Annotated in this window: 26 protein-coding genes; 4 read left to right on the top strand and 22 right to left on the bottom strand. The window is 38.3% G+C overall.

Annotated elements, in window-relative coordinates; all coding sequences use genetic code 11:
• Positions 1-3: 3 nt before the first annotated feature.
• The 18 genes from KDN43_RS06310 to KDN43_RS06395 form a co-directional block, all read right to left on the bottom strand.
• A complete protein-coding gene (locus tag KDN43_RS06310; RefSeq protein WP_238868866.1) occupies positions 4-678 on the bottom strand; it encodes a hypothetical protein in 675 nt (224 codons plus the stop codon).
• Between the two features lie 12 nt (positions 679-690).
• Complete coding sequence (locus KDN43_RS06315; protein ID WP_238868867.1) at positions 691-1,377, bottom strand: hypothetical protein; 687 nt, start codon at positions 1,375-1,377, stop codon at positions 691-693.
• Between the two features lie 129 nt (positions 1,378-1,506).
• Positions 1,507-2,073 (bottom strand): hypothetical protein, encoded by a 567-nt coding sequence (locus KDN43_RS06320; RefSeq protein ID WP_238868868.1) that lies wholly within the window; start codon positions 2,071-2,073, stop codon positions 1,507-1,509.
• Positions 2,074-2,143: 70 nt separating this feature from the next.
• On the bottom strand, positions 2,144-3,598 hold the full coding sequence (locus KDN43_RS06325; RefSeq protein WP_238868870.1) for a hypothetical protein: 1,455 nt from the start codon (positions 3,596-3,598) through the stop codon (positions 2,144-2,146).
• 11 nt (positions 3,599-3,609) lie between these two features.
• Positions 3,610-4,515 carry a S49 family peptidase gene (locus tag KDN43_RS06330; RefSeq protein ID WP_238868872.1) on the bottom strand — a complete coding sequence of 302 codons (906 nt, stop codon included), beginning with the start codon at positions 4,513-4,515 and terminating at the stop codon, positions 3,610-3,612.
• Positions 4,516-4,559: 44 nt separating this feature from the next.
• Positions 4,560-4,982, bottom strand: coding sequence for a hypothetical protein (locus KDN43_RS06335; RefSeq protein WP_238868874.1), 423 nt, complete (start codon positions 4,980-4,982; stop codon positions 4,560-4,562).
• Between the two features lie 63 nt (positions 4,983-5,045).
• On the bottom strand, positions 5,046-5,549 hold the full coding sequence (locus KDN43_RS06340; protein WP_238868876.1) for a transcriptional regulator: 504 nt from the start codon (positions 5,547-5,549) through the stop codon (positions 5,046-5,048).
• 330 nt (positions 5,550-5,879) lie between these two features.
• The gene (locus tag KDN43_RS06345; RefSeq protein WP_238868877.1) at positions 5,880-7,136 is read right to left on the bottom strand and encodes a virulence-associated E family protein; all 1,257 of its coding nucleotides are present in this window, start codon (positions 7,134-7,136) and stop codon (positions 5,880-5,882) included.
• 3 nt (positions 7,137-7,139) lie between these two features.
• Entirely contained in the window at positions 7,140-7,637 is a 498-nt protein-coding gene (locus KDN43_RS06350; protein ID WP_238868878.1) for a hypothetical protein, read from the bottom strand.
• Positions 7,638-7,716: 79 nt separating this feature from the next.
• Positions 7,717-8,043, bottom strand: a complete 327-nt coding sequence (locus KDN43_RS06355; RefSeq protein WP_238868879.1) for a hypothetical protein — start codon at positions 8,041-8,043, stop codon at positions 7,717-7,719.
• Between the two features lie 58 nt (positions 8,044-8,101).
• Positions 8,102-8,782 carry a hypothetical protein gene (locus KDN43_RS06360; RefSeq protein WP_238868881.1) on the bottom strand — a complete coding sequence of 227 codons (681 nt, stop codon included), beginning with the start codon at positions 8,780-8,782 and terminating at the stop codon, positions 8,102-8,104.
• Positions 8,779-9,024: a hypothetical protein gene (locus KDN43_RS06365; RefSeq protein WP_238868883.1), complete on the bottom strand. Its 246-nt coding sequence runs from the start codon at positions 9,022-9,024 to the stop codon at positions 8,779-8,781. The genes KDN43_RS06360 and KDN43_RS06365 overlap by 4 nt, the downstream gene beginning before the upstream one ends.
• 520 nt (positions 9,025-9,544) lie before the next feature.
• Positions 9,545-10,135, bottom strand: a complete 591-nt coding sequence (locus tag KDN43_RS06370) for a DUF6633 family protein (protein ID WP_238868885.1) — start codon at positions 10,133-10,135, stop codon at positions 9,545-9,547.
• Entirely contained in the window at positions 10,128-10,313 is a 186-nt protein-coding gene (locus KDN43_RS06375) for a hypothetical protein (protein WP_238868886.1), read from the bottom strand. Before KDN43_RS06375 ends, KDN43_RS06370 begins: the two co-directional genes overlap by 8 nt.
• Positions 10,300-10,578, bottom strand: coding sequence for a hypothetical protein (locus KDN43_RS06380; RefSeq protein ID WP_238868888.1), 279 nt, complete (start codon positions 10,576-10,578; stop codon positions 10,300-10,302). The genes KDN43_RS06375 and KDN43_RS06380 overlap by 14 nt, the downstream gene beginning before the upstream one ends.
• A 2-nt stretch (positions 10,579-10,580) precedes the next feature.
• Positions 10,581-11,102, bottom strand: a complete 522-nt coding sequence (locus tag KDN43_RS06385) for a hypothetical protein (protein WP_238868889.1) — start codon at positions 11,100-11,102, stop codon at positions 10,581-10,583.
• A gap of 213 nt (positions 11,103-11,315) precedes the next feature.
• A complete protein-coding gene (locus tag KDN43_RS06390) occupies positions 11,316-11,726 on the bottom strand; it encodes a response regulator transcription factor (RefSeq protein WP_238868890.1) in 411 nt (136 codons plus the stop codon).
• Entirely contained in the window at positions 11,714-11,947 is a 234-nt protein-coding gene (locus KDN43_RS06395; protein WP_238868891.1) for a hypothetical protein, read from the bottom strand. The genes KDN43_RS06390 and KDN43_RS06395 overlap by 13 nt, the downstream gene beginning before the upstream one ends.
• Before the next feature lie 138 nt (positions 11,948-12,085).
• Between KDN43_RS06395 and KDN43_RS06400 the strand changes: the two genes are divergently transcribed.
• Positions 12,086-12,475: a hypothetical protein gene (locus tag KDN43_RS06400; protein WP_238868892.1), complete on the top strand. Its 390-nt coding sequence runs from the start codon at positions 12,086-12,088 to the stop codon at positions 12,473-12,475.
• A gap of 134 nt (positions 12,476-12,609) precedes the next feature.
• Here the strand turns inward: KDN43_RS06400 and KDN43_RS06405 are convergent, their stop codons facing one another.
• Both KDN43_RS06405 and KDN43_RS06410 read right to left on the bottom strand, forming a co-directional pair.
• A complete protein-coding gene (locus KDN43_RS06405) occupies positions 12,610-13,509 on the bottom strand; it encodes an exonuclease domain-containing protein (protein WP_238868893.1) in 900 nt (299 codons plus the stop codon).
• Positions 13,510-13,934: 425 nt separating this feature from the next.
• Entirely contained in the window at positions 13,935-14,306 is a 372-nt protein-coding gene (locus tag KDN43_RS06410; RefSeq protein WP_238868894.1) for a sll1863 family stress response protein, read from the bottom strand.
• 155 nt (positions 14,307-14,461) lie between these two features.
• On the opposite strand from KDN43_RS06410, the gene KDN43_RS06415 reads away from it, so the two are divergent.
• From KDN43_RS06415 to pgeF, 3 genes are read left to right on the top strand one after another with little or no spacing between them, the layout of a single operon-like run.
• On the top strand, positions 14,462-15,037 hold the full coding sequence (locus KDN43_RS06415) for an adenylate kinase (RefSeq protein ID WP_238868896.1): 576 nt from the start codon (positions 14,462-14,464) through the stop codon (positions 15,035-15,037).
• Positions 15,038-15,039: 2 nt separating this feature from the next.
• Positions 15,040-16,188, top strand: coding sequence for a GTPase ObgE (gene obgE, locus KDN43_RS06420; RefSeq protein ID WP_238868898.1), 1,149 nt, complete (start codon positions 15,040-15,042; stop codon positions 16,186-16,188).
• A gap of 8 nt (positions 16,189-16,196) precedes the next feature.
• Positions 16,197-17,015, top strand: coding sequence for a peptidoglycan editing factor PgeF (gene pgeF / locus KDN43_RS06425; protein WP_238868901.1), 819 nt, complete (start codon positions 16,197-16,199; stop codon positions 17,013-17,015).
• A gap of 80 nt (positions 17,016-17,095) precedes the next feature.
• Here pgeF and KDN43_RS06430 read toward each other — a convergent pair whose 3' ends face one another.
• Positions 17,096-17,671, bottom strand: coding sequence for a superoxide dismutase (locus KDN43_RS06430; protein ID WP_238868902.1), 576 nt, complete (start codon positions 17,669-17,671; stop codon positions 17,096-17,098).
• Between the two features lie 647 nt (positions 17,672-18,318).
• Positions 18,319-20,346: an ATP-dependent zinc metalloprotease FtsH gene (gene ftsH, locus KDN43_RS06435; protein ID WP_238868904.1), complete on the bottom strand. Its 2,028-nt coding sequence runs from the start codon at positions 20,344-20,346 to the stop codon at positions 18,319-18,321.
• Positions 20,347-20,386 lie beyond the last annotated feature (40 nt).

The raw sequence follows: 20,386 nt of genomic DNA on the forward strand, positions 1-20,386 counted from the left end.
AGTTTAATTTAATAGTCGGTCCACTTCAGCCAGTTCAATCTTCTTTTCTTCAAGTCTGCGATTGCGTTCTTCCAAAAGATGTGGTTTATCACCTTTGTTTATTTCGCTTTCTATACGCCAAACGTTATGTTGCAACTGCCTTTGTTTTAACACCAAATCTTTAATAGATAGGTTGTGAAGCTCTTTTATTTTGCGATAATGAGAGAAAACAGGATGTTTCCCCAGGAGCGAATTATGTTTTTTAAAGTAGGTAAGCTCAACGTAAATCATCCTGTTTTCATGGTAGTTATCGAGCAACTTTGCTGCAGTATCGGCGCATTCATCTGCCGTGGTGCAGTCAAAAAGTTTTTCGTGAAGATCTCGATATGCATAGAAAGAAGAAAATTTATCAGTTATCAGTGCTTTCAACTCAATTGGGCATGTTGGTGATGAGAGAAATGGAAATTCCTCTCTGAAGCTTTTTCCCTTTCGTGTCTGCCCCTTTGCCTTTGATTTTCTTTCACTATAGTTTAAATTGGCTATTTCTGCGAGTTTACTCACAATTTTAGATTTGTTTTTATGTGGGTTGATTTTCATCAGCCTCACAAAGATCTTATCGGGGCAATATTTCTCAAGTAAATTTATACCGGAGAAAGGATCCTGATCGTTATCTAACCAATTCTGAATTTCTTCTTTCATAGCAACATCAAATTAAACTTCTCTATCTGCAAAGTATTTGGTTACTGCATGAGTTGATTTCTCGGAAACCCAAAACCAACGTTTATACTCCAAACATGAGTTGAGAGTTTTGTGTGATGGATTTTCACTCACTATTGGTAGAGTGAAAGTATCTTCCCCCCAAAACATTACAATTGGTAGTTTGTCTGCATGAAATTTATTAACGTATGCAGGAACAAAATCTTTATCTTCAATCTCAGGCATTTCTTCAAGGAGTTCAACAATCTTGCTGCGCTCAAGCAGTACCGGTGCATGAACAGAATAATTCCATTTCCCATTTGATAGTGTTGCATATATAGCCTCCACGTCTGCTCTGGTGAAATTGTTTACCGGGATGATTCCATCCATTAGAATGATTTCTTCATTTTCCCATGTAGAAATGAAATTCACAATTTTTTCAACCAACGATTCTTCACCATTTAGGTTGATGCTTGTTGGTATTGCAGAAAGTTCGCCCTGGTAATGTTTTACTATTTTATCAGCTGCTAACCTATGCAATTTGTCATTACCCATAATAAGTAGAACAATTGGCTTACTGTTTACTTCTTCATCTTCCAGTACTTTCACTTCACTTTCCGAAATCTGAAGTTCCTTTTCCGCGATTATTTCAGCAGGTTTTGAAATCGCTTCCTTTTTTGGTGCACTTTTTTTTGTTGTCATAAGTTCTATAATTTAATTATAATTAATGCTATACAAAGATGCAATTGCAACTACTGTTTTAAAAGGACAAAAAAAAACCGCCAGGCATAACCGAGCGGCTTTACACAACACAAAGCAAGTATTAAGAGATTAAACTCCGGGATTTTCAACTACCGGTAATCCTAACGCTGCATTAATATCAGGATCATCAGTTTCAGGTAGCAAAGATTTAGAAATGTGTCCTAAAACACTTCCAATCATTTCCGAAACAAGCTGTACGGTATGATTTTTACCTTCATTATTGTCCTGAGAATTTGCAGTCATAACAAGTGGAACACATGGCGTGCCAGCTATGCGGGCATCATCACCGTCGCATGGTATCACAATTGCACCCAAATCACGATTGATATTGTTCTCAAGAAACGCATCAAAATCTTCGTCAGTGCCTGGGTGAGTGAAATCTACATGCTGAAGAAAACCTGCCTGGCGTGCTTCACCACTACTTTCCTGATAAGGATTAATAGTGCTTGCTGAAGCGTACACGCCTATAGGTTTTTTCCCTTCCTTGAATGTGAAGTCGGTCACGCGAACATTTTTCAGATCGCGCTTATATACTGCCACATCATCCCAATCAAAAATCATAACAAATTTCTTCTTGGGAGTTGGCCGACCTTGATTCGCATCCTTTCGGGGTACTGAAACAAATGTATAAGGCATTTTATTTAATTTTTATATTGTTCAACATTAATAAAATATAGCCGGGGGAGTTATCCCCCGACTTTATTGGTTATACACCACCTTCAGGCTCTTCAACAGGAGGCAGGTATGCAAACAGAGCTTCCTGAATTGCAAATCCGCAACCTTTACGGAACTCGATGAATACTTTCACATCGTAGTTAAGTACCTGCAGGTAGATCTTAACTTCGTTATGATTTTTGCTCATTGTGTGCTTGAAGTTCTCTTTTGGAGTAAGCACAAATGCACCGGTGCCAATCATTCCATCCATTGGCTGGAAGTAGAAGTTTGTGAAGTCCAAACGGTTTTCATTCACATCCTGATTTTTGGTAGTCGGGAACTTGTCGCGATAAGCCAAGTTATACAAGCGTACCAGGTCAGGGTCGATATATATCGGCAAACGTTTGTTGCGATATTTGGGAGCAATTGAAGAAACAATACCTTCAATAGACTCAAGAATGTTCTCACGAGAAAGAGCAACACCGTCAAGCAACCAAGTTACTTTGTTTCCAACATCAGCTTTCAACTTAGTAAGCTGAGTTACATATCCGTCCATAGATGCAAGAACATGCCCTTCAGAAGCTGCAGTTCCATCGCCAGCAGGCGTAAATTCAACAAATTCACCCTTTGCCATTGCCACCTGAAGATCTTCGGCCAATTTTGGCAGGATCAGTTCGTCAACGATGTATTTCACAATTGGCATCTGATCAGGTGTCAGATTTTCATCATACATGTAACCCAAATACTGATCAATTATATCAGCAGGTTTAATTGGCTGGTTCACTTTCAAGAAGAAATTCTTAATAGTGATAGGTGAGAAAGTTACTTTACCGGAAGGTGTCCAGTAGGGAGTGAATTGCTGAAGTACAGAATCGATGTCAGCCTGAGCCGCACGCCATTCAGTTTTATCAGTTACGATAGTGGTCATGAATTGAGTGTCTGTCAGATCACCCATGAGAGAGCGCATGATATCCACTTTTCCACCGGCTACATACTTACCAAACTCAGTTTGAAGTTCGGCTGTATCAATTGTTGTGTCGGTTGAATACATTGCACCAACATCACCACGAAAATACGCGTCAACGTATTTATTGTGAGCATACCCCATATTGGGCTTGAATTCTCTTTTTACGCCCATATTACCTACAGGAATTTCTTTTGGTTTGTCTGTTTCTTCTGTTTTAGAAAGTAATTCAACTTTCTTTTCAAGTTCTGCCTTTTCAGCGGCAGTTTCCTTTTTGCTGCTTAAAGCGGCATCGAGATCCGTTTTCATTTTGTCGAGCTGACTTCTCAGCGCGATCACATCTTCAGACTCAGCATCAATTTTAACACCGGCCTTTTCGGCTTCTGCCAATTCAGTTTCGAATTTGGTGACAAATTTGTCGCCCCATTCTTCTGTCAGCTTAGCCTTCATATCATCAGTTAAGAATGAACTACCTTCCTTATTTACAGGAAGCTGGCTCATTCCTAATTTTGATAGAACTAATGCAAGAATTTGTTTAAACATTTCAATAAAATTTAGGAGTTCGTATATTTATTAATTAAGCTACTCTCACGTAATTTGCGTGCCCTGGCAATTGAGAAATCAAGATCACCTATAGCGTGTATCATTCCATTTTTAAGTGCAGCATCTGCATAAAATGTTTTTCCGGAAAGGATCCCTTCAACCTTAGTGTCAAGTCCTGGCATATTTTCAGTAACTGCTTTCTGAAATCTAACTGCGAGCGGATCCAGCATTTCCTCTTTGATCATGTCATATTTACCCTGAATTGCAAGCTCAAGAGGTTGGTTCTTATGCTCACTTAGGTTTGAATATATACGATGTTCTTTAATTCCTTCCTTTTCGTAGTATTTATGATAATCTCGGAATGACATCATCACACCAATTGAGCCGAATTCTGCACTAATATCATTGTCGGCATGAATTTCATTGCAATAGGTAGCAACAAAGTAGGCAGCACTGGCACACAGGTCACATGATGCTACTACCGGTTTGCCTTTTTCACGTGCAAGCTGTATAACATCAACCAATGGAGCAATGGAGTCAATTGCCCCACCGCCTGAATCAATTCGTAAAACTATGCTGGTAATTCTGTCGTGTTCAACTGCCTTTCGGATAGAAGCTGCAATTTCTGTAGTGCCGTAATGACTTAATGAGCCTTGCTTTAACATGATACCTTCAATCAAGAAAACTGCCGTAGTGTCGTATGGAATTCCTTCCGGTATATCTTGAGCCACTGGAATGGCACCGTTAGTAGATATTATTGAATAAGAAAAAGGTTTATTGTCCGACAAAATTGAAGTCTCACCAGCGAAACCTCTCTTGAGGATCTTATCAATTATTTCGCTTGTTTCAATATCAACTCTGTGGTCGATAAACCATTTTCCACGAAGTAAGGTAGTTATTAAATAATTCGATTTCATTGTAAAAGCTTTTATACTGCAATTTTACAATGAAATCGGTGCATTCAAAAGGACTGCATTATTTTAGCCTTTTCGGCAGATGTGCGTTTTGAATACAAATTTGTTCCTGGTAAAACACCCGCATTTTCTTGTGATAATACAACAGGATTTTCAGTATTACCTACAACCCTATTTTCACCATTAGTATACACTATTAGTAAAAGAACAGGTTTTGAAACAATATCGTTAAGCTGTTTATCAATTTCTGCACTTTTACCCAAAATGCGAATATTGATTTCCTGATTAATCATTTCTCCTTTTATAGGCTCCTCTTCTTTGAGTTCAGCACTCAAAAAATCAAGTGGCTCCCAACTTGTAGTTACTTGCACCCAATCCTGCCCCGGTACATCTATCATCGAACATTCACTTGCAGGGCTGTAATATATTTTACAGATGCTGTTTCTTAAATCTTGGTTGCTACGCTTCATATCAGTGAAATTGTTAATTGATTTGTTTGATTTTATTCACATTTCAGTGAAATTGTTTTTAACTCATTGAATTATAGATGCTTCTATCGATTTTGCGATTGATTCTCTAAAACGGTAACGATTTCTGTAATCTAATTTCTTCACCTGATCGAAATTCAATTGATTATTCTTAATGTTGTAAGCCTGAAGGAACCCATTTATAATGTCCACCTGCTTAAATTTCTTTTCATATCCGATAGAGAAGTAATCTTTAATTCTCCTTTGAAATTCTGCCTCTATGTAGTTGATAATTTGTACGTGCTTCCATGTAGTAACATGAATGAAGTTGTATTTAAGGATGTAGGCACTATTTGACTTGAGTGGGATGATCATCTTCACCGGAAACATATACTCTTTTTCCTTAACCGGTTTGTCGGATACTGACCACATAGTGTTAATGTAACGCCCTATGTCGTGCCTTTCTGTTAGCAGTATTGCGCCATCTTCAGTGCTGTTAAATTCATGCAGCATGAAGTCGTGCAAAATTGGTTTTAGGTTGATTGTAATGTATGGTCTATTGTCGTTCATAAGTAGTGAAAAAAAATAATATTCTCGTAATTTTAATTTACTTACTACATACTACAAGATGTATATCTAATTGAAATATAGGCATTTGTATTGAAGTATGCAAGCAAACACCTAAAAAATTGTAGTAACTTTGTAGTAACTTGTTTAAACAGCCTACTACACAGCAAACATAATACTGTAATAGATTTGAAAGTGGTTGTAGTAAGTAGTGAGCTTTTTTTGTAAATAAAATATTTACGTGCATAAAAAAATATATATTATTATAACTATCTAATAATAAGTATATTATACATATAATACATGCATCACCCATCATCATACCCATAATCATTAAAAATTAAATTTAACTCTATACTTATACTCAGGGTAATTCTTTTTTGGTCCGCGCTTAGATTCTTTTTTAAATCCTAAAGAACTTAATGCTTTACCTACTGTCTGAGGTGTAACTCTCATTCGATCGGCCGACAGAATCTTTCTTTCCTTCCTTAACCGGTGTACAATATCGCTTGCTGTAAGCCATTCGGCTTCTTCGTCTTCTTCATCATCAGGAGGGAGTATATAAAGCTTCACATACTTCTCTTCGTCTGTCTGGATAAGGTATCTTTGATTGTACTCCTGCAGCTCCTGAATGTATTCATCGCTGTAGAATGGATCAAACTCTGAGTTTTCGTACAACATCAATGCTTCAGCCCACATTTGATCAACTTTAACTCGCTGAGAGTAGCGTTTATCAATCTTCTCGACCTCTATTGTGCCGTATCGGCTAGTACCGTGATTTTGCGTCAGGAAACCGCCCATTTCTGCTGTACGGTTAGCTGTGAACATTGGCACTGCAACCCTGTTACGTTCCGTTGGAAACTCATCGTTACGTCTTTGCACCAAGATCATTTGCGAGCGTGTATACTTTTTAAATTCTTCTATCCTGGCCGTACCTTTATTAATACCTACCAGATCATCAAAGCAAACTATCAGATAGCGTGTGAAAACATCGGATAATGAAAATCTACTGTCATTCTCAGGCTGAACATAGTATCCCTCGAGCGATTCAGGCAGAAAGAAGCGGGTTAAAAATGTTTTTCCGATATATTCCTCCATTGATATAAAACCGAGTGCTACAGCGTTAGGAATTCCATCCTTCCACTGGGCCACGCTTGCAACCATCCATTTACGAATAAGGAAATTCATACGTTCACGATAATAGTCAGGCTCTTTATCAAATGATCTCGGAGTTATATGGTTACAAAGCTTGTCTATGTGACTCTCACCTTTATACGTCCCTCTTATCTTATCAAAATAATTAAGTATAGGATTCTCCTGGTCAAAATAATTCTGATCTCTAAGCATGATGCGAAGATCTGTTCTTGAAATTGATTTTCCAATACCTTTAAGATATAGGTACAAAGTGTCCATTGTTGGTTGGTACCGGTATCTGCTTTTATCTTTACTTTCAATGCTAAATTTGCTTGGATCCAGACATGATGTCCTCACAACAAATGCCTCGTTAATGGTGTCTACAATGTCCTGTATACGATCATCCACGAATTCCAGGGCACCGGCGTTAATCTCAGGTAGTTTAATTATGCTCATTTGTTAATATCTGAATTTTGTGAAGTGTATAATTGCCATTGGCTTATTCAAATCGTATCCCTTAAACCACTCCTTAAAGTCATCAAAAATTAGTCCGTCATTTTTAGCAATTCTGTCGTCAGCTTTAAAACAGTCACGTATACTCGCTAAATGCTCTACACCCGCATCATCGCGTAAATCTACTATCTGCAACCCAATCCCATCTTCTTTCGTCAATCTCGCAAATTCAATCTGTTTGCTCTTGTATGGTTTGCCGCTCCAATATCGCAACGACAAACACGCTTTGCCTTTCTCTATCTCCTTAAATCGCTTTTTCCATAGAGGATAATTTGCACGAATTGTGTGAAGTTTAGGTGATATATCCTGCCCAAATTCTTCATACACTTCTACCTTCCCTTTTCCTAACGCCCTGCCTATTTTTTCGATAAAATATGTCTGCTCCCCTTTACGATTGTGCGTGCTCGGAAATGTTCTACTCACTGTCAATACGTATGTTTTCATTTTTGATTTATTTATTCGCTAATTCTAATTTTTGCCTGTTTTTTAGAAATAGTCGGACTGTTGTTCTAATTTATTAAGTTTAAAACCACCCAAAGATCCAAGTTTCTGAATTTTTGGAATATGGTTCTGACATTGCGCTATTGTGCACAAAAGATTTCAGTTCACTGAATTTAGTTTTTAATTCTTCTGACGGGTTTTTGACAAAGAAAACAAGGCTCTCCCAGCCATCATCACATTTTTTGTCAAAGCCGTAAACCTTACATAATTCGGGATTTTTCCGTTCTTTCTCCTGCCATTCTCGCATATCTTCGGGCCATGACGGGATATCAAGTTCCGGAAGTACTGTTTTTTTTAATTCGTTGAATACTTTGTATGCATTCTGTACATTCTTGAAATTTAGTGCCATAATGTTATATTTATTTAATAATTATTTCGATCTCTCTCAAGCTTTGCCATGTTATTTATTATTTACTTAGTTCGTAATCATACACCCATACCCAAGGGTTGCTCTCCCACAGAATTGAGTTGATAATTGAGGCATACGCTTCTTGTGGAGTAATAAACCAAACATCATTTATCGTAGGATCATCAACTTCATATCCATATACACAGTGTGGTTCAATAGGTTGTCTAAATTGAATTACACCCTCTTTAATGCAATCATCATCGCTTATATTCTGCAATTTCTCTGCTCTAACTCCTGTAATCACAATGAAGTAACGTGCCGCACTTTCGGGCATGAATAGCTTGTTTATCTTTTTATCCCTATACTTGTTATATTTTTTATGAAATTCAAAAAGGTCGTCATAGTTGGCACAGAACCACGATGTATCTTCTGAATAGTCTTCTATTTTATCGTGTCCATAATAATAACCGTAACCTCCCGACCCTCGAAGAATAGCATACTGATATGGCTCTTTCAAAAACACCACTTCGCCTACCTTGAATCGGGGTTTAAACTCCTTATGTTCTCCTGTTTCTTCTACTGTTCCCCAAAAACCAGTCATATCGCTTGACATTGGGTAAATAGTGTGATTATGCAGCCCATCATCGTCAGGTTGTGGCGCAATGATTCTTCGTGTTTGTTTTTTCGACCCCTGAACTGTCCGGTTGAAATTTGGTTCTGTAAATAGTATTCCTTTCATAATTTTTCTATTTTTACAATTATATGTCTTAAATATCCGAAACTGGAACTATAAGCCTTTCTTATAGGGCAATAATTGCCTTCTTGCATTAGTTTGTCGTCATTAATAGGAAGATAAGATCCTAACCATATTGATGGTAAATGTGACTCTGGATTGACTTCTATTATCTTGCCGCTTTCATCGCAAATGAAACTTTGAAAATCTTGTCCTGAATTGACTAATGTTACTTTTATTTTATCCATGATCAATCCTCCTTTTCTTTACTTATATCTTCTATTGTTCTCATATTATTATTTTTGCAATTATTACTATTACCCATACAGCAATTAGCGCTGTAATTACTTTTGTTGCGATGTCAGCACCATGAGCAAAGAGGATGTTTTCTATCTTTTTCATGTTGTTAATATTGAGTGTTTAAAAAATAACAGCCGGAGCTTCACAGCTTAGGCTGTTGTATGAAAAAAAGTTATGTGTAAAACTGCTTTGCAATTAATAATGATCTGTATAGATTAGATCTGAATTCTATTATGTGCGTTGGTCCCGGAATCATGCAGGAAATGTTTATTATGATTGAATCAGAATTTCGATAATATCTATCAATAGCTTCTACATTGCTTTTAATTGTTCTCAGTATATCGTAGAATTCAATTGTGCTCACATTAAGACTGTCGAATCGTTCAAGCATCTGCTTAAGCTTTTGAGCTTTGCCGTGTGCAAGTTTGGATTCAGAATTGTTTGTACAGTATAATGAAAGCGTTAGTCTCATATTGTTTTAGATTTAGCCAGTTCTCTTATCTTCTCAATTGGTGAGTATCTCATCAGGCTAGGATGTTTGTTGTAATCAGGCAGCTGTGAGGGTGTGTCACGTCCTGATTGTTTTTGCTGTTCTTCAATTTCCTTTTCTATCTTAGTAAAAGCCTCTTTTCTCTCGTTGTTATAACCGAAAAAGCTCGATGAAATGCGTTGTGTGTCTATGCTTCCGTAGAACGTTCCGTAACGGCTATCAAGGATGTAATTGAAAAGAAGCTTCATATCCGATAGTCTGAAATGACTATATTTTGCGTAAAGGATATAAGAGAGTTGTTTGATCACTCCCGGCTGAAGGCCTTTGTTGATATTTAGAAAATCATTCAGGAAATTCAGCCAGCGTTCAAGGTATTCGTAACCGGCATAAGATTTCTTCAGCTTGTATAATTCTGTAAGAAGTTTAAGAGTAATATCTGAGGTAGTGTACACATCATTGAAGTTATTCACGAAGTCGTAATTCACTATCAGTTGCTCAGGTGACTGGTCCTGAAGAAATGCAGGCCAGCTTGGGTATCTATCAAATATTTGCTGTTTTAAATCACTCATGATCGTAAATTGTTAGTTGTACTGCGAATCCAAATTCATATAATTGTTTCTCTATATTGCTGTCTATTACATTAGGCCGGTAGATGGTGCGAGTCGGTGTTATTATTTTATATCCTTTCTTCCTGGCTCGGTAACATAAGTTATACCTGCGCTTAACGTGTGGATTAACTTTTGCCATAAAGCACAGATTTAATTGCTTTTACTATGTGTTTGTAAGTTGATTTATTTTTCAGCTTGATAATCAGAAAACCCTGGTCAAAGTTGATTCTGGTTACTTCAAGATTCGCTCCGTAGAGATTATTGATATCATCAGCCATTTGTGAAGTGATCTTCTTTGTTGTGAATACCTGGTATTTGTTATCTCTGGGGCGCTTGGATATAGAAGTAAAACTGTCTTCTGTTTTCAGAAATACGTGTGTCTCTTTGCTTAATTCTTTTAACATGATTATAAAGTGTTTCTATTTAATGTGAATGTTTCATCTTTTACTGGAGCTTCATCACCCGGCTCATCGTTATTAAATTGAAAATCCTTAGGTGCGAAAATTGATTTGTATCTGGATGTGATATAGAATTCAAGATATTCAAGTGCCGTTTCTTCATTTTTCTTAGAGATCCTAAAAAGCTTTTTTAATCGAAGTCTTTCTTCCACCGGTACCAGAACTATATTATATACTTCGAACAAGAATTCTTTATAATCGCTCCAAGCTTCAGAAAATTCAACACTATCAAAAGGCAGCTCAATTTCGTCACGCTCCGGATCAGGAACAAACATTCCAAATTCTTCAATTAACACGCCAATATTTTTAACATTGCGTTGAAAATTCTTTTTTATTTTATTTATGTCTGATCCATTTCTCAAGCCATTCATAACAACAGCGTCATCATCGATTAACTTTTGAATTGACTCCACCAGTACTTTCCACTTTTGTTTCATATCTTCTAATAAAATTGTGTAAATCTCTATCATTTACGCTATACAGTTCTTCTGCCTTATCAATTAAATAGCGCGTTTGTCGATTGTTTCTATTTGAGCACCATCCTATATCTCTTATGCTATAATTATTCATATATGCGAAGAGCATCCATGCCTTTCTTGCAGTTATCCAGGGCTCAGCTCTGCATCGCGAGCGAATTAGTGAGCGTTCATTGGGATCAAAAACTAAGTTGAATAATTTCTCTATCATAATACATCAGAAAAAGTTAAGTCTAATTCGTCTCTCCTGTTCCTAGATCTAAGTCTTTCTGTTACATTTGTACTTCTACGTGATCTGTTGCGTGTAAATGCATCTGTTGACTGCATGATATCACCAGACATATAAATAATTAACAAACAAACAGCTACAATATTTTTAAGTGGAGAAAGCTCCATACTTATGCCAAAATGTGTGCAGAAATACCAGGCAGAAAATTCATTAACGCTACGGCATTCTGTTTTTTCGAAAATATTGCGAACATGATTTTCAACCGTATGCACCGATATATATAATCGATCTGCTACTGTTTTTTTGCATGCTCCCCAGGCAAGTAATTTGCCAACCTGAGTTTCTCTTCTTGTTAACTTGGCCTCGGCATTCATGGCTATTCCCCCCAAACGTCAGATTTTTTTACTTTGTATTTCGCAAAAATCTTTTCAATAGCATCTTTCTCTTCAACATTAGGAATGATGTTGCCGTTAAGACGCTGATACCATTGCGAGCGGGCAGAAATACCCAATACTTCTTTTATCTCTTCTCTCGCTTTGCGGATATCCCGGTATGGGATCATGCCGTAACCCTTTTTAAAACTGTGGATGTTTTGAGTCTTGTTTGCCATATCTTTCAAAAAATAGTCTATATTTGCTATTTACAACTGTTCGTTTATTCCGTACATTTGTACCGTTTAAAACGAACACTTGCAAAGATAAACAACTGTTGGGATAAACCAACAAGTGTAGGGTTAAAATATGTGAATATGAACGATATTTCTGAAAGAATAAGGTATCTGGTTAATATTGAAGCTAATGGAAGTGCTGATAAATTTGGTGTGAAAACTGGGTTTTCTGGCCAAACTATAAGAAATGTCACAGAAACGAAGCGAAATAAACCGAGTTTAGACCTTGTAAGAAATATTTTGTCAACATTTGTTTATGTTAACCCTGATTGGTTATTGTTCGGCAAAGAGCCATTGAAAAGAAGAGATAACTCACCTGATAACAATATATCAGAATTAACACCAGAGTGGCTATTAAAGCGTATTGAGGAGTTGGCAATCGAGAATAATGATCTCAAGAAAGAGATATGCAGATTGACCAGCTCCAAAAAAAATGATCTGCAGAATGCTACTGCAGAACATGATATTTAATTAAGGTATAAGTATGAAAAACCCTACCGATTATATACCGATAAGGTGTAACTGTTTGAATGATAAGGTTAATTGTGGTGCGCCAGGTACCTCCAAGTTCATGATCCAGCACTGCTTGTTAGTGTTGGATTTTTTTATTTCTCTCTATATTTACTGCTTGACTGTTGACCGACAGGGTTGTTTTTACATAGGTTGCCTTCAAATATTCTATTTAAGTCATCTTCAGACAGAGTTGTTATGCTGTAGCCATCAAATCTCAATTTGTTGAGGGTCTCCATTTTTCTTGGTCCTGGATTATCTCCAATTATAACAAAATGAGTTTTTCTGGTTATATTAGAGTTGATATCTGCACCCATTAATTTTAACTTCCTCGCCATCTTTATTCTATCCGAAAAATCACCTGTGATTACCACCTTCCTGTCATAGAATGGACTTGATTTATCGGCTTTCGATAGATCTTTCTTATATAAATCCGGATCAAGTTTTTTATCAGCGTAAAGTCCTTTTTTGGGTTTGTCACGCTCTTTGTCAATAATTTGTTGATCCGGAGTAATTCCATTTATATGTTTTAACCAAATCTGTGCGGTTGCTCTCGCATCTTCCAATGCATTATGGTGGTTTACAAATTTAATATTGTAGGATTTTGCTAAAATTGGCAAGCTTATTTTACCACAATCTAAATCAAAGCAAGTATCACTGTAAGTGTAATCAGGTATTTCAATAAAATAATAGGAAAGCGTCTTATGTAGGATCGATCTATCCGTTGGTGCATTATGCATTACCAAATGTTGGTCGGAGAAATATTTTTCAATTTCTGGCCAAATCTCTTCGAAGGTGGGGGAGTTTTCCGTATGACTTGGATAAATCTTATGGATAATTTTTTGAGTTTCCCCGTATCTATTTCCTGGGGGTTGAATGAGATGGTAAACTTCTTCTACTGCTACATTGTTTTTAACGGCTACAATTCCAACAGAACATGCGAACTGATCGCTATCGGCATTTTCGAAATCAACGGCAACAAAATCGTATTTCATAGAAAATTAAAAAACCTCTCAAATGTGTGCCCACCGGAATTGAATACCGGAATCCGATTAATTACGGATTACACGCCTGAGAGGCTTTCCATTGTGTTTCAATTTGTGGGCAAAAGCAAAGATAATAAATGTTTTAAAATATAAAAAAACAAAAACCCGAATGTCGTTTAAACATTCCGGGTAATTCATTACATTCACCAATTGCAGGCCTGTCAAGTGGAATAAAGGTGAAATTGAAACCTGAAACAGTTTTATTTACACAACCATCTACTCTCCACCCCGGGCCGATATGTTATATCATGCTGAATATCAATTTAAAATGCTTTCAGCCAATACCAACAGCGCAGTCCGGTGATCAATCAATGATAATGCCAGGGAACTTCAATCTTCTCTTAATTTAGTATGCCTGTATTTGAATTTTAAACCTAATCATCCCGGTTTGTATAATAGTCGGGAGCATCTGAATCTTCTTCGGTATCAGTGTTTTTTGTGGATTTATCTTTTTTAAATGCTTCAGCAACCTTATCGTAATTCTCTCTCCATGCATCGGCTACAGTAGAGATGAAACTGCCGGCACTCTCTTTTATCACATCCCATTTATTGTCGGCAACATTTTCATACTCATCTAATTTGATTGAAAGGGTTTCCCTTATTTCTTTCAGTTTTTCTAACCGCTCCCGGTATTCTTCCTTTGCGTCATCAGCTATCTCTCCGGCTTTATCTTCAAGTTTTGAAATATAGTCGGCCAGATCGTTCAAAACTTTCTGTGTCTTTTCTTTGAATTCATCTTTCTTCATTATATGACTATGTTATAGTTTGACTTCTATTGATAAACATTCAGATGATTAGATTAGTTCATTGTTTTTATGGATAAAAGCGGAATAATGATGTCAGTATAAATACTAAACGAATCAAAATGTCTATCTTTGCAGATTGAGAAAACAGATAGTATATGTTGAATATTGTTATTTTTGGTGCTCCGGGATCGGGAAAAGGGACACAAAGTGCTAGACTTGTTGAGAAATACGGACTCAAACACGTTTCCACCGGAGAAATACTTAGGAGTGAGATCAGAGCAGGCTCGCAATTGGGACAATTGGCTGAGTCCTATATGTCGAAAGGAGAGCTGGTACCAGATGATGTAGTAATTGATATCTTAGAAGAACTTATTGAAAGGAACGGCAAAATTAAAGGCTTTATTTTCGATGGTTTTCCACGGACACTTACACAAGGCGAAGCATTAAGTAAAATGCTTATGAAACACGATGAAGATGTGAATGTTGTGATAAGCTTGGATGTGGAGGATGAGGAACTGATTGACAGATTGCTTAAAAGAGGGCAAATCTCAGGCAGGAAAGATGATAACCGAAAGACTATTGAATCGAGACTGAGGGTTTATTACAATCAGACATCTCCTTTAAAGGATTTTTATAAAGAACAAGGCATTTTGAGAGTGATCCGTGGAACAGGTACAGTTGATGAAATATTTAATGCAATTGAAGACGAAATAGATCAGTTAGTTGTGTAAGGATGGCGGAAACAAATTTTGTAGATTACGTTAAGATTTTTTGCAGATCGGGTAAAGGAGGGCGAGGCTCAGCTCATTTCAGGAGAGAGAAGTATATCCCGAAAGGTGGGCCCGATGGAGGAGACGGAGGTGATGGCGGCAACATTATTCTGAGGGGTAATCGTAACTACTGGACACTGCTGCATCTTCGCTACGAACGACATGTTTTCGCAGGCCACGGCGAAAGCGGATCAAAAGCGCAGAGATCTGGGAAAAAGGGGATTAGCAGAATTATAGAGGTGCCTTGCGGTACCGTGGCTTACGATGCACATACCGGGGAATATCTTTGCGATATAACAGATGATGGGCAGGAGGCGATTCTGTTAAAGGGAGGTCGAGGCGGCCTGGGCAATGTCCATTTTAAATCGGCCACTAATCAGGCACCCAGATATGCGCAACCGGGCGAACCTTACGAGGAGCGCTGGGTAATTCTGGAGTTAAAGCTATTGGCCGATGTGGGGCTGGTAGGTTTTCCTAATACCGGAAAATCCACCCTGCTTTCGGTGGTGTCGGAGGCAAAACCCAAAATTGCCAATTATCCATTTACAACGTTGGAACCAAATTTAGGAATAGTCAGCTATCGTGAAGGGAAATCGTTTGTGATGGCCGATATACCTGGAATTATTGAGGGTGCCAGTGAAGGCAGAGGGCTTGGCCTTCGATTCCTTAGGCACATAGAACGAAATTCATTATTACTGTTTGTGGTACCGGCCGATGCCGATGATATAAAAAGAGAGTGCGAGATCTTGTTGGGTGAACTGAAAAAATACAATCCGGAATTGCTGCATAAAAAACATGTTCTTGCTATTTCTAAATCTGATATGTTGGATGAAGAGCTCATGCAAGAAATAGCTTTAGGCTTGCCCAATATACCTTATTTGTTTATCTCTTCAATTACGGGATATGGTATCCCTGCCCTAAAGGATATTCTTTGGAGGGAATTGAATTCTGACGACCATGTCCCTATGTCTGTGTCTAGGGACTCGTTGGTGCACAGAGATCTGGATGTTTCGAATCTCGATTTAGGACCTGAGGAAAAGTTTCCTGACGATGATTATGACAATGTTGATGATGAAGAAGATGATGACAACTATTTTGAGGAAGATTTTTGATTTATGCAATGAAACCGCATCCGCATAATAAAAATTTACTGCAGTTCGATCTGTTTGAAAGTGAAAAGAGTATTGTTCACTTCACCACTACACGGATTGGGGGAGTAAGTAACGGCACCTATTCTTCTTTCAATATGGGTAATTTTTCGGATGATAATCCCATAAATATCTATGAAAACAGGCAGATTCTTGCCCGTATGTTTTACATGGATCTTTCACGGTTTATTGTTCCTCATCAAACACACGGCACAAGGGTCTTAAAAGTGGACAGACAGTTTTTAGATATGGATAATGCAGATGCTATTGAAATTATGTATGGCGTTGATGCCACTATAACTAAAGAAAAGGAACTTTTTCTCTGTGTCACAACTGCTGATTGTGTGCCGATACTGCTTTATGACAGAAAAAAGGAGGTTATTGCTGCTATTCATGCCGGGTGGAGAGGTACGGCCGGACGGATTGTTGAGAAAACAATCGTAGAGATGGGTAAGCAATATGGATCTTCGGCAGAAGATATGATAGCCGGCATTGGCCCTGCAATATCTGCTGTTCACTACGAGGTAGGGGATGAGGTGACAGATAAATTTATCAGAAACGGGTTCAATCTTTCCGATCAGACCTTTTTTTACAGGAAAAATTCCACTTCCAAATATCATATCGATTTGAAAGAGATAAATAGACGGGAACTTTTGAGGCTTGGTGTTCCCGAAGAAGGGATTGAGAAAAGCAATTTGTGCACATTCGAAAAACAGGAGCTGTTCTTTTCTGCACGAAGGCAGACTGTTCATTCAGGCAGAATGCTTACGGGAATAATGATGAAGAGGTGAATAAAAAAAGGGAATGAGTATTTAATTCATTCCCTTTTCCCTATTTAAATTACGCGCTTCCGCCAGAAGACTGCATTCAATTAATAACGTGCGCTAACAACGTCCCAGTCTATAACCTTCCATAATTCCTTCAGATGATCTGCGCGGCGATTTTGGTAGTCGAGATAGTATGAATGTTCCCATACATCGAATCCCAAAATAGGAGTTAATCCCTTTGTTATAGGATTGCCGGCATTGCTCTCTTTTTCTATAGAAAGTTTACCGCTCCCGTCTTTTGCCAGCCACACCCATCCTGAACCGAACAGGGAAGCCCCGGCGGCATTGAACTCTTCCTCGAATTTATCAAATGAACCGAATTGTTCACTGATAGCATCAGCCAGTTTACCTTTGGGCTCTCCGCCACCATCTTTTTTAAATGATGTAAAGTAGAGATTATGGTTTAAAACTTGTCCCGCGTTGTTGAATATGGCTCCGTCGCTTTCTTTCACGACAGTTTCAAGATCGGACTTTTCGAATTTTGTCCCAACTGTCAGTTTATTCAAATTGTCCACATAAGCCTGATGGTGTTTACCATAGTGGAGTTCAATTGTTTGTTTGCTGATAACTGGTTCCAATGCATCGGTTGCGTAGGGCAAAGCTACTTTTTCAAATTTCATATTTACTTCGTTTTTATGATTGTTATTTTCGTTGTTCCTTGCTTGAGAATTATTGCAGCTTGCAGTATTGATTGCGAATAATCCTATTAATATGTAATAAATTGGTTTCATACTATTCTGTTTGTTGTACTCGCATTAGCATGTTCTTAAAAGTTTTACACGCATTGCCTTATTGATCGGTATTTTACTGAAAACATTCGTTATGATGCGAATAATTTACCTCCCCGGTCAATAATTCCAGCATACTGAATATTCAATAATATAACGAAATGAATCCTCGAAAAGTTCGGTATCTGTTTTATTCATTGCCGTTAATAATGATAAAATAGCGCAAAAAAAAATCAGTCCGAACGTTAATATTCAGACTGATAGTAGTTTTATAAGAGAGTTATAGTTTTTCTTTATTGTACTTTTAATTTATTTATTGAGCCCTCTTTTATAAGATTGGCATAAGAGTTTTTGAATATTTAACTGATAAGTCCCCTCCGATAACTCTTTTCTACTGAAAATTTTCCAAAATCCTCATTAATTTTAAGCGAGTTGAAAACTATTAAAACCGGATTTGGGGATTTTCGGAGCAGACTCACTGATTTGAATTCAAAAAACTGATTTCGGAAAAAATAACTTTCTTCAAGAATGCTCTTTGTTTAATGTGATTCTATTGAAGCTATGTCCCCTGAACCAACAGGTTTCGATTGTGGTACAGGCTCTTCTTCTGTCTCTTTCTTGTTCTCGAAAATCTCCTGTGAGCGTGAAACCCATTGGCGCTTGCCGAAGATATGTTCCAGGTCCTCAGCATAAATAATCTCTTTCTCCAAAAGAATATTTGCTAATTGTCCGTGTCCGTTGGATTTGTCGGAGAGTATCTGTTTAGCCCTGGCATACTGTTCGGCTATCATTGATTTTACTTCCGCATCAATCAGCTTAGCTGTTTCATCACTGTAGGGTTTAGAGAACATATACTCCTGTCCCGATGAATCGTAATAGCTGAGATTGGGTAGTTTGTCACTCATGCCCAGGTAGGTGACCATAGCGTAGGCCTGTTTGGTAACACGTTCCAGGTCATTCATAGCACCTGAGGAGATTTGTCCGATAAACAATTCTTCGGCTGCTCTTCCACCTAACAGGGAACATATCTCGTCGAGCATCTGTTCCTTGGTGGTTATCTGTCGCTCTTCAGGCAGGTACCAGGCTGCTCCCAGTGCTTTCCCTCGGGGCACTATCGTTACCTTTACCAACGGGTTGGCATGCTCCAGGAACCAGCTTAAAGTGGCATGGCCTGCCTCGTGAATGGCGATAGACTTCTTCTCATTCTGAGTGATGATTTTATTTTTCTTCTCAAGTCCCCCCACGATACGGTCAACAGCATTCATGAAATCCTCTTTCTGAACATATTTTTTCTTCTTACGTGCTGCAATCAAAGCAGCTTCGTTACATACGTTTGCAATATCTGCACCGGAGAAACCCGGAGTCTGCCTAGAAAGGAACTCAATATCTACCGATTCATCAATTTTTATAGGGCGCAAGTGCACTTTGAATATATCTTTACGTTCATTCAGGTCAGGAAGCTCCACATAGATTTGTCTGTCGAAGCGTCCTGCACGCAGCAATGCCTTATCCAGCACATCGGCACGGTTGGTTGCTGCAAGTATGATAACGCCACTATTGGAGCCGAAGCCGTCCATCTCTGTCAGTAGTTGGTTAAGAGTATTCTCACGTTCATCGTTTGAGCCGAAGTTGGTGTTTTTGCCCCTTGCTCTGCCTACCGCGTCAATTTCATCAATAAACACAATGCATGGAGCCTTCTCCTTTGCCTGACGAAACAGGTCGCGCACACGTGATGCGCCGACACCCACAAACATCTCCACGAAATCAGATCCCGATATTGAGAAAAAGGGAACGTTGGCTTCACCGGCAACAGCTTTTGCCAGCAATGTCTTACCTGTTCCGGGAGGTCCTACCAGCAGTGCTCCCTTAGGTATCTTACCACCCAGATTAGTGTAGTTATTGGGGTTTTTAAGGAACTCTACAATTTCCTGTATCTCTTCTTTTGCTTCCGAAAGTCCTGCCACATCTTTAAACGTCACTTTCTGGCTCGAATCTTTATCGAAAAGCTGTGCTTTGGATTTTCCCACACTAAAAACGCCGCTGCCTCCACCTGCCCCTCCCTGCATTCTGCGCATCATCCATACCCAGAACACTATTAGAAGAATAAATGGGGCAAAAGTGATAAGTATTCCCCAAAATTCGGATGTGGTGTCGTAACGAACTTCAATCTCGTAATTTTTTTCATCTTTTATTTTATCGATAAACTCCGACACTGCGTCTGTTGAGGGCACATTTACCTTGATAGAAGGAGTTTTGCCCAGCTTGCTGGCGTCATTCCCAAAGATAAAGCTTGCAGACTCCTCCCGTATGACAGCCTCGGCGGTCTCTTTATTGCTGAATACAACCACACTTTTCACACGGTTGTCTCTGACATATTGCTGGAATTCCGACCATTTAACCTCTTTTACTGTATTGTCCTGCCCGAAGAACCACATACCCATTAGTATGGCAAGTATCGCGGCGTAAATCCAATACGGATTAAACGGCCTATTAGAATTATTAGGCCCGCCAATCTTTGGACGTAGTGTAGGCTGCTTATCTTGTTTGTTATTGTTTGTATTACTCATTTGGCTACCACCTCTTTTCGAAATTTTATATGGGCAACTC

This window comes from Proteiniphilum propionicum (assembly GCF_022267555.1).
Classification (GTDB): domain Bacteria; phylum Bacteroidota; class Bacteroidia; order Bacteroidales; family Dysgonomonadaceae; genus Proteiniphilum; species Proteiniphilum propionicum.